Genomic DNA, 16,701 nt, shown 5'->3' on the forward strand with positions numbered 1-16,701 from the left:
TCAAATATACTTAAATCCCTGTAAAATATCCATATCCATAACCTCTATATTTTACTTACCTTAGCCCTCCTAAATACTAACACATGAGAAAACTGTTATGGCTGCTTGTCCTTTCGGGTGGGGCGGCTACTGCACAACACAACCTAACCATACAGGAAGCTACTTACGGCGCGTACCAGCAATATGCACCCAAAAGCCTTACATCACCTGCCTGGAGGCCGGGTACGCATACGCTAACCTACCTTGACGAAACCTACGGCAAGCTCCTTGCCCGTACTGAGCAGGGCAACTGGGCAGAAACCACACTGCTTACCAAAGAAGACCTTGCGTCGGCGCTTAAAGCGAAATTCCCGCAGGAGACTTTTACACTGAGGATGTTCCCGCCCGATTATGTTTGGAACGACACCAATACCTTATATATAAAGGCCGATGGTTCGGGTAAAAGCTACCTGGTGCTGTTTGATGTGGCTGCAAAGTCTATTAAGAGCGCCGTGGCAATAGCTACTGATGCTTCGCAGCAAACACTGTCGCCAAACGGCGGCGCAGCTGCGTGGCTTAAGGAAAACAATATCATTATCACCAAAGAAGGTAAGGATATAAGCGTAACCAACGATACTGATAAGGGCATTGTAAATGGCAGCGACTATGTACACCGCCAGGAGTTTGGCATCGACCGCGGTATGTGGTGGAGCCCTAACAGTGACAAGCTACTGTACTACCATAAGGACGAAACCATGGCGGCCAACTATCCGTTAATCCAGTGGGATGAGCGTGTGGCTGCTGCCAAGGACATAAAATACCCTATGGCGGGCATGAAGAGCGAGGAAGTAACCCTTGTGGTATACGATGTGGCTTCGGGTAAAAGCACTACGCTTAAAACCGAAGGCCCTAAAGAGCAGTTCCTTACTACGGTAAGCTGGTCGCCCGATGGGAAACAGGTATATGTAGGCGTATTGAACCGCGAGCAAAACCACCTGAAGCTGAACAAGTATGACGCTGCTACAGGTAATTTCATCAAAACGCTTTTTGAAGAAAAAGCCACTACTTATGTAGAGCCACTGCACGGGCTTACGTTTGTGCCGGGCAACAGCAGCCAGTTCCTGTACCGTTCTGAAAAGGACGGCTACGAGCAACTGTACCTATATACTACCGATGGTAAGTTGGTTAAGAAGCTGGGCTACAAAGAAGTGGTAATTACCCAATTACTGAACTTTGATTCGGCTGCTAAAAACGTATTCTACATTGGTACTGCCAATAACGGCCTTGACCGCCAGCTGTATAAAGTGGAACTGAAGTCGGGTAAAACCACGCAGGTCACCACAGGCTCGGGTTCGCATACGGCTATAGTAAGTGCCGATGGTGCTTTGGTAGAAGATAGCTTCAGTAATACGACCACGCCAAACGAGGTGAACATCATCAGCACTAAAAACAATAAAGCTACATCGCTGTTTAAAGCCGAAAACCCATACACCGGACAGACGGTACTGCCAAAAATGGAGTTGGTTACCATTACGTCAGCTGATGGTAAAACCCCGCTGAACGGACGTATTATTTACCCTGCCGATTTTGACGCTACTAAAAAATACCCGGTAATGCTTTACGTTTACGGCGGGCCGCATGCACAGCTGGTTAACAACGAGTGGCTGGGTGGTGCCGGTTTGTTTGATTATTATATGGCGCAGCGCGGTTATGTGGTATTTACACTGGATAACCGTGGCAGCGATGCCCGTGGGCGTGATTTTGAACACGTGGTACACCGTAACCTGGGCGTAAACGAAATGGCCGACCAGATGAAAGGTATCGACTGGCTGAAAGCCAAAGCGTTTGTAGATGCCGACAGGATAGGGGTATACGGCTGGAGCTTTGGCGGGTTTATGGCGTCTTCGCTTATGCTGGACCAGGCCGATACGTTTAAAGTTGGCGTGGCAGGCGGCCCTGTGGTCGACTGGAAGTACTACGAAGTGATGTATGGCGAGCGCTATATGGACACCCCACAGGAAAACCCTGAGGGCTATGCCAAGACCAATACGGTAGATAAGGCAGCCAAACTGAAAGGCCATCTGCTTGTTATTCACGGTGCGCAGGATCCTGTGGTGGTACAGCAGCACAGTATGGAGCTTATACAGGCGTGCATTAAGGCCGGTAAGCAGGTAGATTACTTTCTGTACCCAACGCACGAGCACAATGTGCGTGGTAAGGACCGCTTCCACCTGAACCAGAAAATAGCGGATTATTTTGATACGTATTTGAAGAAGTAATTTCTTTAAATTCAGGTAATACAAAAACAGCCCGGAAGTAATATGCTTCCGGGCTGTTTGTTTTTATTGCTGTTGCAATTATTTTTTAAGGCTGTCCGATGCTTTAATTACCGCTTCCTTAAGGCCCTGTTTGTAGGCAATTATTTTGGCCTGTACCAGCTTGTCGTGGCTGCCCAGTATTTGTGCGGCAAGTATACCGGCGTTCTTGGCACCGTTTAGCGCTACAGTGGCTACGGGTACGCCGCCCGGCATTTGCAGTATAGAAAGTACGCTGTCCCAACCGTCAATGCTGTTGCTTGATTTTACCGGTACGCCTATAACAGGCAGTGGGCTCATGCTGGCTACCATACCCGGAAGGTGGGCTGCACCGCCTGCGCCTGCTATAATTACGTTAACGCCACGGGTATGGGCAGTGGTGCTGTATTCAAACAGTTTTTCAGGGGTACGGTGGGCCGATACAATATCAACCTCTGTTTCTATACCAAATTCCTTTAATATGTCTATGGCATCCTGCATTACCGGCATGTCCGATATGCTGCCCATGATGATTCCTATTTTCATAATATTTAGTTGTTGGTTGATGGTTGTCAGTTGTTTGAAACTTCACTCGGCCCCACCAGCCAATTTAAAATTTAGAATTTAACATTTAAAATAATAAAACCTAATTACTAATAACGCGAATAGTATTCTTCACTTCCTCGGCTATCCTTCTTGCCGTGGTTATGTCGCTGTTCACTATGGTAACGTGGCCCATTTTGCGGAACGGACGGGTTTCCTTTTTGCCGTAAATGTGTGGGGTAACGCCGTCTTTGCCCAATATCTTCTCTATATTTTCGTATACCACATTACCGCTGTAACCTTCAGCGCCTACAAGGTTTACCATAATGCCGGCTACCTTGCTGTCGGTATTGCCAAGGGGAAGATTTAGAATTGCACGCAGGTGCTGCTCAAATTGGCTGGTGTAGCTCGCCTCTATAGAGTAATGCCCGCTGTTATGAGGCCTTGGGGCTACTTCGTTTACCAAAATTTCATCATCCTGCGTCTGGAACATTTCCACAGCAAGCAAGCCTACATGGTTAAATGCTTCCGATACTTTAAGGGCAATAGCACGTGCTTTTTCGGCTACGGCATCGTCTATACGCGCAGGGCAAATAACGTACTCTACCTGGTTGGCTTCGGGGTGGAACTCCATTTCTACCACAGGGTAGGTTTTTATTTCGCCGCCCGGGTTGCGCGTAACAATTACGGCCAACTCATTCTTAAACGCTATCATTTCCTCGGCGATGCACTGTACATCGGCAAGGCCGTTAAAGCTCTCTGCACTGCGTATTACCTTAACGCCGTTACCGTCGTAGCCGCCTTCGGTGCTTTTCCAGATAAACGGATAGGTAAACTCACCCGCTTCGGCAGCAGCCTTAAGCAGGGTAGTGCTTTCAAAGCGTTTGTACGGTGCGGTAGGTATGTTGTTAGCCGCGTAGAAATCCTTTTGGGCGCCTTTGTTCTGTATCTGTTTCAGGGTTTGAGGCGAAGGATATACTTTAATACCCTCGGCTTCCAGTTTTTCCAGTGCGGGGATGTTAACGAGTTCTATTTCAAAGGTAAGTACGTCTACCTGTTTGCCAAAGTTGTATACGGTATCAAAATCCATAAGGCTGCCCTGAACAAAAACATTGCTGCCTATTTTACACGGCGCCTCGGCAGACGGGTCTAATACATACGTTTGTATATCGAATTTACGGGTTTCGGTAAGCAGCATTTTGCCCAGCTGTCCGCCGCCCAGTATGCCCAGTTTAAATCCGGAAGAAAAGTAGTCCATTTATTGTGTTGTTGTTTCAGCGCAAAGATATTCAAAATTATTGTTTTGAACGGGGCACATATACTAATGAAACCACACCACTTTTATAAGCTTCGCTTTTTACGAGTTCCATATCCAGCCATTCCTTGTCTTTGGGCAAAAAATGAAGCCCTTTACCCACAAATGCAGGTGCTATAGTAAGGTGGTATTCGTCGGGCAAACCGGCTTCGGCTAAAGCACGGCACAGCGTAAGGCTTCCCCATAGTATTATATCTTTACCCTGCTGTTCCTTGAGTTGTTTTACGTATGCCACCGGGTCTGAGCTTACTACTGTAGCAGGTTGCCATTTGCCCCACGGCGCACTTGTAAGGCTTTTAGAGAAAACAATTTTAGGTGTAGCATTCACCGCCGGGCCCACGGCTTCCTTATCAGGATCTACATCGGGCCAGTATTCCAGGAACATTTTGTAGGTATTGGCACCAAGCAAAATGGTATCGATGTTTTCCAGCAGGGTAAGTTCGTTTTCTGCCCAACCTTCATTGTATTTTTCAGATTCAAAGAAAGCAGTCGTTCCTTTGCTGTCCGATGCAAAGCCGTCGGCTGAAATCCACTGTTGCACAATAAGCTTTCTCATGGCTAAAGTTTTAGTATTGAATTTACAGATTTCCGCCGCGCAGTAGTTATAATATAATGTGAAAGTTGCCCCGTGTGCTTAACAATCTAATTTGTAATATTTTTCACTTTTTTTTAGCATTTGGGTATGCCAATATATTCGTATTTTAGGGGTGATAACTATTCTTACAAATTTGAAGAACCAAAACGAAAGCCGTATGAGACTGACAGTAGAGCGAAAACCCGTAAAAGTTTTACCCGATACCAAGCGTGTTATAGCCCGTTATTTTTTTAATGGGGAAGAACGCGCCGTAGAACTCATAAAGAAAATAATGGCGCTGGGCAAAGAAGAAGTGTTTGCGCTGATATCGCCGCTGCTGCAGGATTTTTCCAAAAGGCACCGTAATATAACCCGTAAGCTGCTGCGCAACTGTGAGCGCGTAAAAAAGTATATTGTAGCTGCAGGCTTTGAATATGAAAAGCTCGATGAAAACTGTAAGTTGCTTATAGGCTCGTATTTTACCCACGAGTATTCTATAGAATCGGCAGCGTTTTTTAACCCCAGCATAGTACCTGACCCGGACCAGACGAACCTTGAGGAAGGCCAGCTGCGCGTGATTATAAGTTTCCGTGCGGTGGGCGAGGGGCACGTGAGTTCGGTAGTGTTCCGCCGAGCTATTATAGACCAGGCAAGCAATATTACCGTGATACCCGCCGGTAATTATATAGACGAAGCCGAAAAGGTACACAACCTGATATACAATAAACGCCTGTTCCTGGCAAAGGCACGGGAAGCGGATATCGACGAAAAGTTTATAGAAATAGTTACCGACCAACTTCCGGATCGTTTCGATTACGACCAGCTGAAAAAAGTAGTGCTCGATGCCCGGTCTGAAATAGAAGACCCCGAAACGCTGCGCGACCTGAACCTGATACTGGCGCTGAGCGACAGCTACCGCCGCATTACCTTTAGTAAGGATACGGATATTAGCGACCGCGTTATTTTCCCGATTTCTGATTTTGAAAGCAAAGGGATTGAAGATGCGCGCTTTGTAAAATATTTTGATGAAAGCGGCAGGGCCACCTATTATGCCACATACACTGCGTATGATGGTATACACATAATGCCGAAGCTGCTGCGGACCAATGATTTCTACGAATTTAAAACCAGCCCGCTGAATGGAGAAGGGGCAAAGAACAAAAACCTGGCCTTATTTCCACGAAAAATAAATGGTAAATATGCCATGCTGAGCCGTATAGATGGCTGGAACAATTACCTGATGTACAGCGATAATATAAACGAATGGGATGACCCTATTAAAATACAGGCACCGGAATACCCGTGGGAGTTTGTGCAGATAGGCAACTGTGGCAGCCCCATAGAAACGGACTGCGGCTGGCTGGTTATTACCCACTCGGTAGGCAGTATGCGCCGTTACAGCATAGGCGCTTCATTGCTGGACCTGAATGACCCATCTATAGAAATAGGCCGCCTTAAAGACCCGCTTATCATCCCAAACCCAGACGAGCGCGAAGGTTATGTGCCAAATGTGGTGTACAGTTGCGGCTCCATCATCCATAACGACGACCTGATTATCCCGTATGGGCTTAGCGACCACAGTTCGGGCTTTGCTACGGTAAAACTGCAAACACTGCTGGACAGGCTCAAATCGGGTGGGTAAAAAAGTTTATGGTTCATTGTTTATAGTTCATGGTTGATGCCCGGTTAGCGAAATTTTAAGCCAAACTTTAACCGCTTACCGCCGCTTTATAAAACATTGCACCCTATCTTTGCGGTTAAATCAAAGCTTGTATGGAAAATGACACGGCCGGGAATACCAAGCCCGGTTTTTTCGATAAAAACGCTGTACTTAAAAATAAAGAATTTTTAGCCTATATGGGGCTTCGTTTCGGGTTGTTCTTCGCCCTGAACATGCAGAGTACCACGATATTTTACTGGGTATTCCAGATTACAAACAACAAGCTTTCGCTGGGTATGGTGGGCCTTGCCGAAGTAATACCTGCGGTGGGCTGCTCGCTGTTTGCTGGCCATTATGTAGACCTGCTGGAAAAGCGCCGCCTGGTGCTCAGCTGCGTCACGGCTTATGTAGTGCTGGGCATTTGCCTGTTTACGCTTACTACGCCTTATTCGTACGAAACCTTAGGGCACAATGCCACCCTTTACCTTATCTACGGATTGGTATTTGTGGGCGGTATCATCCGTTCGTTTGTGGGGCCGTCGCTGTTTGCACTGTTCGGACTGGTGGTAAACGACCGTAAGCTGTATGCAAACGGTACCAGCTGGGGCAGTATGGCATTGCAGCTTGGCGGAGTTATGGGGCCGCTTGCCGCCGGGGTTATGATAGCCATAAACGGCGTAGTAACCGGTATGCTGGCGGTAACACTGGTGCAACTGCTGTTATTATTCCCCATATTGTACATAAAAACAAAACCCGTTGTAAAAAAAGAGCAACGCGAACCCATGCTGCAAAGCCTTTCGCAGGGATTACGTTTTGTACTGAATACGCCTGCACTGCTGGGCGCACAGCTGCTGGATATGTTTTCGGTATTGTTTGGTGGGGCCATAGCGTTGCTGCCGGTATACCAAAAGGAAATCCTGCACGTAGACGAAGTTGGCTTCGGGTTACTGCGTTCGGCACCGGGTATAGGGGCATTGCTTACGCTGGGGCTATTGGCCTTTATGCCGCTTAAAACACACCCGGGTCGCAAGCTGTTTATAGCCGTTACGGGCTTTGCGCTGAGCATCATTATCTTTGGTGTCTCTAAAAACTTCTATTTATCATTCTTTATGCTGCTGCTTAGCGGTATGTTTGATGCCGTAAGTGTAGTAGTGCGTGGTACCATCCTGCAGCTTGTAACGCCGGACCATATGCGTGGCAGGGTATCATCGGTAAATACCATATTCATCAGTTCCAGCAATGAGCTGGGCGATTTTGAAAGCGGTGTTATGGCACACTGGCTGGGTACGGTACGGGCTGTATATACAGGCGGGCTATTGACACTGGGGGTTATAGCCGTAACTTTCTTCAGCGCGCCGCAATTGCGTAAATTTAACTTTGACGAAGAGCCTGATACAAAATAACAGGGTATGGATAATTAAAAAGGCCTGTCTGTGGACAGGCCTTTAAAAAAGAAGAAAGTTGCTTGTTTGCATTTTATCATTCCTTCAGCTTATCTTCCGGTTATTTATCTCAAAATGTTGTGTTTATAGTGCCGTTCCCCTCCGTCACTACACATCTTAAGGTAAGTACAACCATATTGTCAGCGAACTTTAAAATGGTATTTAAATCTTTTACTAAAGTAATAAAAATATCATTCTTTGGTTTGGTACAAGGTATTTTTATTGATATTTCAATTGATTGTTTTGTTTGCTGATTTTTTTTCGGCACATACATCAAAAGCCTGTTATGTTTCTGTTAAAAAATAGCTTCCGGGCTGCTTTCTAAAACGTTTTAGTTGTTGCTTTAACACTAATAATCTTTAAATATTGATTACACGTTATCTATATTGGCGGTTTCGCCCTCACTGCGGCTGATAATCAGCGTGGCAATACCGTTCCCTATAAAGTTGGTTATGGCACGTGCCTCACTCATAAACTTATCTACACCCAGCAGGAATGCAAGCCCTTCTACCGGTATTTTGTGTATTGCTGTAAGGGTAGAGGCCAGTACCACAAACCCGCTGCCCGTAACGCCTGCTGCTCCCTTACTGGTTACCATAAGCAGGCCGATGATGCTTAATATCTCTGTAAATGAAAGGTGTACGTCATACAGCTGTGCCAAAAATATAACAGCCATACTGAGGTAAATGGAAGTACCGTCCAGGTTAAAGGAATACCCCGTAGGTACCACCAGGCCCACAACCTCTTTGCTGCAACCCGCTTTTTGGAGTTTTTCCATAAGGTTAGGCAATGCGGTCTCTGATGATGAGGTGCCCAGGATGATAATCAGTTCCTCTTTTATATAACCAAGGAAACGGAAGATGCTCATTTTGTAATAGCGCAGTATGCTGCCCAGCACCCCGAAAATAAACACTGCCATGGTGATGTATACCGACAGCATCAGCTTGCCCAGTGGCACCAGCGTATGCAGCCCGAATTTACCTATGGTAAATGCCATGGCACCAAATGCGCCCACAGGGGCAAGGTACATAACCCATTTCAGGACTTTAAAGACTATTGTGGAGGCCTTGTATAGGTAGCCGGTTACCATTTCGCGTTTGGGGTAAAAGTTTAGGGCTATGCCTGTAATGATGGCTGCTGCCAACACCTGTAGGGTAAGGTTATCCAGGAAAAATTTCATCCAACTGAAATCGGATGCTTTTTGGGCGTATTCGCCGGCATCACCCATACTAAGGCCTGTGCGGTCTATGCTGCCGGGTTTCAGCAGGTAGGCTACTGCTACGCCTATGGCAAGTGCAAAGGTAGTAACCACCTCAAAATACAGCAGTGATTTTATCCCGATGCGGCCTACCTTTCGCAAGTCGCCCATACCGCTTATGCCCAGCACTATGGTAAGGAAGATGATGGGGCCTATAAACAGCTTTATCAGGTCAATAAAGTATCTGCCTACCTTTTCCATTTTAAGTGCCTGCTGCGGGTGGTAATGCCCCAGCCAAATGCCTGCCGCTATGGCTACAAATACCCAAAAGGTAAGATTAGTAACTACCTTTAGCAGCGTTACCTGTGTTTTACTGAAATTTCCGTCCATAAGATGGTTAACGTTATAGCGCCTGAAAGTTAGGTAATTTTCAGCTTTTGCAGCAGTTCTTTTGCAGCCGACTGATATGCTGCGGTGTGTTTGGTAAAATCTTCCTGCAATATGCGTTGCAATTCGGGGTACACCCAGTCGGTATTTTTGCCCAAAATGTACAGTGCACGCATGGCGTAGGCCTTATTAGCCACTTTACCATCGGGGTCTATAAGCCAGTCAAAGCAGGCTTCGGTAAGCTGTTCCTTTTGTAATGAGGTAAGGCTTTGCGGGTGCTTTTTCCATCGCTGTGCCAGGAACAGGCATATTTTAGAAACCGAACGTATGGCGCCTTCATGTTTATACGTTTTCGCCTTTTGGCAAAAAGTATCCAGGTGTGGGTTTATAAGTGTAATGTTGTTTTCAAAAACCAGCTCCAGTATCCAGCAGGCTTTGTGGTGGCTTTTGTTTTGGGTGTCAAAGGCAATGTTTAGCAGTTCCGGCAATAGCTGTAAGTCGGCCAGTACACGGTTAGCCAGCCCCTCCCGCGACGGGCGGTGGGCGGTACTGTTTGCTACATCGGTTTTAAAACTTTGCATAGATGTGGTTTGACACGGATTACACAAATTTGCACAAATTAATTGATATAATGTGTAGTGTTTAATCTTTACCACGAAGGTCACAAAGTTTTGTCACTAAGTTCGCAAGGCTTGGTCTGACCGTCGTCGACGGAAGTTCACAAAGCTACGCATACCGGCTTAGTGTTCTTCAATCCCAATTATTGGGATTTTATCCTTGTGTAAAGTTTAGAATTAGCTTAGTGCCCTCAGTGAAAAAACTTTGTGTGCCTTGTGGTGGAAAATTTCACCTATGTTATTAGTGTTAATTGGTAAAATTCGTGGCTTGGAATAAAAAAAGCGGGACAACCTGAATTGCCCCGCTTTTAAATAAAAAGGGATTGAAAGGATTTATTGTTTGATGAACATTTGCGAAGCCTGTGCGCCGTTTACGCCTACTTTAATAATGTAGGTACCGTTAGCAAGGTTTTCTATATCCACAGCCGAAGTAGTGCCGTTAAGGGCGCCTTCAGCCAGTTTTTTTCCTGATACGTCAAATATAATATATTTTGCGTCTATATCGTTGCTGTTCAGCTGAATATTTAACATACTGTTAGCAGGATTAGGGTAAAGCACAAAGTTTTTGCCGATAGGGTTTTGTGTACCTGCTGTGCAGTTTGTGTTTTCCACGACTACAATAGCGTCGCTCTGGCTGGTGCTGTCCGGGCAAAAATCAGGTGCAGCTACAACAGTATAGTTACCCGGTTCGGTAATTATGTAGGTAGGGCTTGTGGCACCTTCTATGGCTACGTCGTCTTTGTACCATTGTACAATGCTGTACGGGCTGTTTATTTGGTTGGTTATAGTACCGGTAGGGCATAGCAAGAAGCCTTGGTCAGGGTCAAAGGTTACAAGCTCTTCGTTATAATCCTGCATTATAAAAAGGCTGGACCATGCATAGCTGTCTATCTGTATTATATTCGATTCGTATGTTGTACTACCTGAAGTCACCACAAGTTTAAACAACGCCTGGTCGTAGGTATACCAATCATACGTAAACGAAGCTGCTGTAGCGCCTTCTATCGCCTGGTACTCGTCCGGGCTGCCAAAATATTTAAAATACCATTGGTAAGTATCGTAGGTATAACCATTAGTTACGGTAGCAGTACCATTAGTATCTGGGCACAGCATAAGGTCGCCGTCTATAACCGGTGCTTCCACTTCCTGGGTGGCACATGGTACTACTACACAGGGCAGGGTAGTCTGGGTGCTCTGCGGGCATTGGGCAGGGGCTGCCACGGCATAGTATATACCCGGCGCTGTTATGGTATAGGTAACGTTTGTGGCGCCTGCTATAGCTACATCGTCCTTGTACCACTGCACATTAGTATAGGGTGAGCCAACGGTGTTTATAATAGCGCCGCCTTCGCAAAGTATGTAACCTTCCTGGTTAGGGTCAAAGGTTACATTGCCTGTGGTTTCAGTACTGTAAAAAATGGGAAGGAACGTAATACCGTCTATAAACAGCTCGTTAGAATAAAATGTATCGCCGTTTTGTGTTACTTCCACACGTATTGTAGTTACGGTGTAGGTGTAGGCATCATACTCAAATGTAGAAGATGTAGCGCCTTCAATATCGGTAAAATTGGTTTCGCCATAGGCTTTAACCTGCCACTGGTAGCTGTCGTAAGGCACAATGCCCAGTACCATGGCAGTGCCGGTAGCGCCAGGACACAGCACTTCATCGCCCTGAATCACAGCCTGCTGCTGTGCAAAGGCACCCGTTACCGTAGCGATAAACAGGAAAAATAGTAAACGTAGTCTCATAACAATTTCGGTCTTTGATTATATTAATATTATATTAACAGATGTGCAAAATCCGAAAAGGTTGCGTAAAATATAGTTAACGTACTTATAATTTTTTTGGCTAAAGCCTAAAAAAGATAGCTAATATTCACATTACCATAATAGTTAACCGGAAGCCCCGGATAGTAATATCTGGGGTTTGTTCCCGTGGCATTTACAAGTACCATAGCAGCATAATGGGTGTCGGTAATATTATTTATCCCGAATGATGCGCCCATATCCAGCCCGCTGCTTGTGTAGTATCTCCAACCCAACTTCGCATTAAGCAGGTTATAGCTATCGGCAAATGCGGTATTGGCATCGTTCATGGGCAGGTTGCCGGTGTAGTAATAATCGGCAGTAAGGTACAGCCTTAAAGGCATGCTGAGTGTTAGCCCGGCATTCACTTTGGTAGAAGGCACGCCCGTAAGCTTGTTGCCGCCGTAATCCACATCGTTATTTATAAACTCCTCAAAACGGTAACGCCCCGCCGATAAGGCGGTGTAGGGGGCAAGCTGCCAGTTTTGTCCCAGTGGCTGGCTATATTTTACAAGCCATTCTATACCCTCGTGCAATGTTTTCCCGGCGTTGATGCCCACGTATTGGTCGTCGCCTACACGCTGTGCCACCAGCAGGTCTTTTATTTCCATACGGTACAGAGCCACATCGGTATACAGGCGGTTATTGAAGGCATATAACTTACTGCCTATTTCAAAGTTATAGCCGTTTTCGGGTTTTATATTGGGGTTTACGGTACCGTCTGCATTCAGTGTTTCGGAAATGGCAGGCAATGAAAACCCACGGCTGGCCGAAGCATATACCATAGCGTTTTCGGCAGGTTTATATAATAATGAGAATTGCGGTGCAGCTATGCCTTTGTAACTATGGTCTTCGCTGTCGCGGCTTTCTGCGGGGAAAGTAGTATCAAGGCTGAATGCGGTTTTATTGTAGTTGATGCCGGCCTGTGCTTCCAGCTTTTGAGTAAACTGTATCCTCACTTGCGCAAAAGCGTTGATAAAATGCCTGCTTTGCTCGTCTCCTGTAATCTTATCACCCCGGAGCGAACCGTTACCGTTGTTGTCCTGGTACAGGTTTTCGTGGGTGCTGCCGGTATAGCCGTCCTTAAAATATTCCAATCCGGCTATGTATTCGGTTTTTAGTTTGCCAATGAGGAAGTTGCCGTTAAACTGCGTGCGTCCGCCGTAGCCTGTACTGTTTTGTGCCAAAATGTCAAACGGGCGCGGTTCGTAACTGTCTTTATTATTGATGAATATAGATGTAGTATTCTTCAGATTGGGTGCCAACTCAAATTCATACGCCACGCCACCCATAAAGGTGTGGTACTGCTCATAGCCTTTGCTGGCGGCCCAAGTAGGTGCAGCAGCGCGCGGGTTTTGTTCAAAGCTTTCTTTGGTAACCGAGCTGGCTATGTAGGCTTTCATGTAGGTATAATTGCCAAAGTAGGTAAGCTTGCTTTTGGCCTTGCGGAAAAGGTCGCCCGCCAGGGTAACGCCCTCGCGGTAGTAGCTGCTGTTGTTTCTCCAGCCGTCGTTTTGCAGCTTGTGGTAATTGACGTTTACACTGCCGTTGTTACTGCTGTAGCCGTAATTCAGGGTGTTTTTTATTAAACCAAACGAACCCACAGTAACGCTGGCTTTACCCGTGTGGCCGGTATTGGCAGTAAAGTTAGGGTCAATAAGTATGGCGCCGCCAAGCCCCGCACCATAAATACTGCTGAACGGCCCTTTAATGATTTCTATGCGGTTTATAGCCTCAAGGTCAATGTCTTCAATCGTGGTTTCGCTGTCGCCCGAAGTCAGGGGGATGTTGCCGTAAAACGCCCGTATCTTGTTGGTACCATACGTAGTCCGTGCGCCTATGCCGCGTATGGAAATGCGGTTGGTATTCAGCGAACCGCTTTGCATCTGTATGCCGGGCAGGGTGTTGAGTAGTGGTGCTATCTCAGTATTGTTGTTGCGTTGCAACTGGCCTGACGTCAGTATGCCTATAGCCGCAGCGGCATCCAGCTGGTTGTTGTTTATGTGGTAATTGCTGATGTACAGCTCAGGGATTATGTAACTGTTAATAGGGCAGTAGATTACCTTAATGGTATCTGTAAAGGGGGTGCGTTTAGTCAGGGTGTCCTGAGCCGAGGCTATTTGGCTACAGCCAAAATATATGAGGAATAACGGGAGTAGTTTTTTTAGCATGGAGGGATGATGTGGTTTTGTAAATCACATGCCTAAAGTAGCAATAAGGTGCAAATAAAAAAAATGTGCTGGGTTAAGTTTAACGGAGAAGGGAACACTGATGACACAGATTTTACGGATTACCACAGATTAACCTTTACACGCAGCACATACATGGTGCTCGTTAAGGTAGGCGATACTTGCCTTGCAAATTTTTTCCAATACCTCGATATTAAGGTCGGCCAACTTTTTAGCGTAGATGCATGCCTTTCCCATTTTGAATTTGCCCAAATCATCCAGCAGTGGTTTGGTTTCTTCGGTAGGGGAGTATACATACAGCGAAAATTCAGCTTTGCGCGGCGAAAACCCCAGCATAGGCGCATCACCCTCATGCCCGCTGGCGTATTTATAATGGTAGCTGCCAAACCCTATGATTGTAGGTCCCCACATCTTTGGCTCAAACCCCGACCACTCACGCATTAGTTCTATAAGGCGGAAACTGTCTGCTTTTTTCTGCTCGTTATCTACGTAACTGTTGATGAAGTCGGTGACATCAACTGTAGTCTCGGTGGTTTTGTTTTTTGCCATGGTGTGAGGTTTAGCACTTGTGTTGTAAATATACTGTTTTTTTGGCAGATGAAAATAATTATAAGAAAAAAATACTATTATTAAATAATTTTCTTATGTTTGTGCTATAATCAATTAACTAAAAATCATGAAAAAATTTTTTATTATCGCCGGGTGCGCTTTGTTATTAACTGCATGTGCAAAAAATGCTGAACAGGTTGATGCTGTAAAAGCGGAATTGAAAGAATGGAAAATGTCTGACGAAGAGATAAAAACGTACGAGTTTAAAACCTCTGAAGTTTTGGATAAGGATGTTTACAAAATCCTGTCTAAAGAGTACACCGAAAAGTATTATGAGTATAAAGATTCGGATCTTGAAAGTGCTAAATTTTTTATTGAGGAGTCAGGCAAATATGTAAACCTTCAAAGTAAAGCCACTGGTAAAACCTTTTATATTGTTAAAGCCTACGCGGTAGCGGCAGGCGATACCATACACGATAAAATATTTTATGTTGACGATAAAAATACTGTTGTTGATGTAAACAACCTGAAATAATGATTGGTTATAAATATAGAGCCGTTTCACAACCTGAGGAGGCTTTTTTGTAGAGACGTTGCATTGCAACGTCTGCTGTTTTATTTAGATATTGTACTGCCCTTTTTCATCAAAAAATACCAGCTTACGGCTATTACTACATTGTAGGGTATGGATATCAAAAGTATAAACCACCCCACTTCCAGGCCGTCTTTAAAGCCTTCAACAATCATTTTTGAAACCCAATTCTTAGGAAAAAAACCGTTCAGCATATCATAATAGTGCCAAAGCATCCCTCCGAATGGCGAACTTATTACCATCACCAAAACTAAAATTAAGACCAGTAACAGTATCTTCCCGCCGATGCGCTTGCGTGAAAAGACGCTGGTAAATAATGCAGCAAATATCCCGAAAAAGAAACACGGAATGGCTATGAAGGTAAGTGGGTATGCTTCATGGTAGGTATACATCCGGTACAACGCCCCAAACACCTCATGCCGGGGTAGTATCAGTAAAAGCACATAGTAGATTACTACTGCAAGCACATAACTTGTAAGCCAGTAGAACAGTAGTCTTTTAATGTGGAGGTTTAAATGCATTGGTTGGAGTGTTATAACATACAGGCTGGCGCGAGCGTCACGCTCGTGTCTTTTTAAAATTATTGGTTGGCACGAGCGGGATGCTCGCGCCAGCGGGGGTATCAAGAAATTATGTTATGTACTAACTCAGTAAGTTTTGGTAGGTTTTCATACAATCCTTTTGCAGCAATAGATGCAGAAACACTTCCAAGCCATTTCATAACTTTAGCTGGTAACGTAGACTTATCAGATGTAGTTTGTACAATTTCTTCAAGTTCAGAAATTTCTGCTAAATTAACACCCAAGCCTAAGAAATCTTTTTTTGTTTCTTCTGATAAGTTATTGGATTGGTTTATAGTTTGAATATTATTATTACCAGTAGCTAAATTCAAAGGATTGTTGTTGCCATAGATATTATTTGTAATAATATGCTGTACTTTTTTGTCATTTTCTGAAGTCATCATGTATTCATTTTCAAGATTTGGAAATTCATTATTAAGTTCGATTAATGTATCAATTAATTTTTGTTTAGTCAGTTCTAAAACATTTTGACATTGGACTTTTCCAACTACCCTGTTTCCACTTCTAATAACACCACCATAGGCATCTAGTGATTCTTTATAGAGACCAGCTATTACTTGAACCATATTAATCGGTAAGTTTATGTAGCCCTTGGTTTTTGTTGGCATAGCTCTGATTTGCTCTTCTACCATAGCAATTGGCTCTAATACTTTATGCTTGTATACGTATTCATCGAATTCTTTATCAAATTCATCATTTAATGAAACTTCAATTTGTTGAGTTCGCCCAAATGGAAATTCAGCATGTAATGTTATTGGACTATATATCTTACGATAATCAGGGAGAATTTGATCATTAAAGTCATATCCTTCTAATTCTTTAGTAAGCCATTCTCTAAAAATTTTATTATTAATTTTTGCAGCAATGAGCTTCGAAATTGTTAGTGATTTAGATAGTGTAATATTCTCATATACTAAATCATTTATGAGTTGCTTTATCATTTAAATTCTATTTTTCCCAAATGTACCAAAAAAA

The 16,701-nt window shown here is 44.7% G+C and carries 14 protein-coding genes; 4 read left to right on the forward strand and 10 right to left on the reverse strand.

The features are described 5' to 3' along the window. Nucleotides 1-83 precede the first annotated feature (83 nt). Complete coding sequence (locus tag ACZIX4_RS05100) at nucleotides 84-2,258, forward strand: S9 family peptidase (protein ID WP_463334526.1); 2,175 nt, start codon at nucleotides 84-86, stop codon at nucleotides 2,256-2,258. A gap of 78 nt (nucleotides 2,259-2,336) precedes the next feature. On the opposite strand, the gene purE is transcribed toward ACZIX4_RS05100, so the two are convergent. From purE to ACZIX4_RS05115, 3 genes are all read right to left on the reverse strand, one after another. Next, complete coding sequence (purE, locus tag ACZIX4_RS05105) at nucleotides 2,337-2,819, reverse strand: 5-(carboxyamino)imidazole ribonucleotide mutase (protein ID WP_411409774.1); 483 nt, start codon at nucleotides 2,817-2,819, stop codon at nucleotides 2,337-2,339. Nucleotides 2,820-2,919: 100 nt separating this feature from the next. Then, nucleotides 2,920-4,074, reverse strand: coding sequence for a 5-(carboxyamino)imidazole ribonucleotide synthase (gene purK, locus ACZIX4_RS05110; RefSeq protein ID WP_463334527.1), 1,155 nt, complete (start codon nucleotides 4,072-4,074; stop codon nucleotides 2,920-2,922). 37 nt (nucleotides 4,075-4,111) lie between these two features. Next, nucleotides 4,112-4,687, reverse strand: a complete 576-nt coding sequence (locus tag ACZIX4_RS05115; protein ID WP_463334528.1) for a dihydrofolate reductase family protein — start codon at nucleotides 4,685-4,687, stop codon at nucleotides 4,112-4,114. Nucleotides 4,688-4,883: 196 nt separating this feature from the next. Here ACZIX4_RS05115 and ACZIX4_RS05120 point away from each other — a divergent pair, with 196 nt between their 5' ends. Next, nucleotides 4,884-6,347 (forward strand): glycoside hydrolase family 130 protein, encoded by a 1,464-nt coding sequence (locus ACZIX4_RS05120; RefSeq protein WP_463334529.1) that lies wholly within the window; start codon nucleotides 4,884-4,886, stop codon nucleotides 6,345-6,347. 131 nt (nucleotides 6,348-6,478) lie between these two features. Next, on the forward strand, nucleotides 6,479-7,768 hold the full coding sequence (locus ACZIX4_RS05125; RefSeq protein ID WP_463334530.1) for an MFS transporter: 1,290 nt from the start codon (nucleotides 6,479-6,481) through the stop codon (nucleotides 7,766-7,768). Between the two features lie 409 nt (nucleotides 7,769-8,177). Here ACZIX4_RS05125 and ACZIX4_RS05130 read toward each other — a convergent pair whose 3' ends face one another. The 5 genes from ACZIX4_RS05130 to ACZIX4_RS05150 form a co-directional block, all read right to left on the reverse strand. Further along, nucleotides 8,178-9,395 carry a cation:dicarboxylate symporter family transporter gene (locus tag ACZIX4_RS05130; protein ID WP_463334531.1) on the reverse strand — a complete coding sequence of 406 codons (1,218 nt, stop codon included), beginning with the start codon at nucleotides 9,393-9,395 and terminating at the stop codon, nucleotides 8,178-8,180. A 29-nt stretch (nucleotides 9,396-9,424) separates the two neighbouring features. Next, complete coding sequence (locus ACZIX4_RS05135; protein ID WP_463334532.1) at nucleotides 9,425-9,973, reverse strand: hypothetical protein; 549 nt, start codon at nucleotides 9,971-9,973, stop codon at nucleotides 9,425-9,427. A 369-nt stretch (nucleotides 9,974-10,342) separates the two neighbouring features. Continuing rightward, nucleotides 10,343-11,758 (reverse strand): T9SS type A sorting domain-containing protein, encoded by a 1,416-nt coding sequence (locus ACZIX4_RS05140; protein WP_463334533.1) that lies wholly within the window; start codon nucleotides 11,756-11,758, stop codon nucleotides 10,343-10,345. A 107-nt stretch (nucleotides 11,759-11,865) separates the two neighbouring features. Beyond that, complete coding sequence (locus ACZIX4_RS05145) at nucleotides 11,866-13,986, reverse strand: TonB-dependent receptor (RefSeq protein ID WP_463334534.1); 2,121 nt, start codon at nucleotides 13,984-13,986, stop codon at nucleotides 11,866-11,868. 129 nt (nucleotides 13,987-14,115) lie between these two features. Beyond that, entirely contained in the window at nucleotides 14,116-14,553 is a 438-nt protein-coding gene (locus ACZIX4_RS05150; protein ID WP_463334535.1) for a DUF1801 domain-containing protein, read from the reverse strand. Nucleotides 14,554-14,680: 127 nt separating this feature from the next. On the opposite strand from ACZIX4_RS05150, the gene ACZIX4_RS05155 reads away from it, so the two are divergent. Continuing rightward, nucleotides 14,681-15,088, forward strand: coding sequence for a hypothetical protein (locus ACZIX4_RS05155; RefSeq protein WP_463334536.1), 408 nt, complete (start codon nucleotides 14,681-14,683; stop codon nucleotides 15,086-15,088). Between the two features lie 80 nt (nucleotides 15,089-15,168). On the opposite strand, the gene ACZIX4_RS05160 is transcribed toward ACZIX4_RS05155, so the two are convergent. Both ACZIX4_RS05160 and ACZIX4_RS05165 read right to left on the reverse strand, forming a co-directional pair. Further along, nucleotides 15,169-15,666 (reverse strand): hypothetical protein, encoded by a 498-nt coding sequence (locus ACZIX4_RS05160; protein ID WP_463334537.1) that lies wholly within the window; start codon nucleotides 15,664-15,666, stop codon nucleotides 15,169-15,171. A 101-nt stretch (nucleotides 15,667-15,767) separates the two neighbouring features. Further along, on the reverse strand, nucleotides 15,768-16,667 hold the full coding sequence (locus ACZIX4_RS05165) for an AbiTii domain-containing protein (RefSeq protein WP_463334538.1): 900 nt from the start codon (nucleotides 16,665-16,667) through the stop codon (nucleotides 15,768-15,770). Nucleotides 16,668-16,701 lie beyond the last annotated feature (34 nt).

The sequence above is a fragment of the Flavobacterium niveum genome (genome assembly GCF_055231775.1).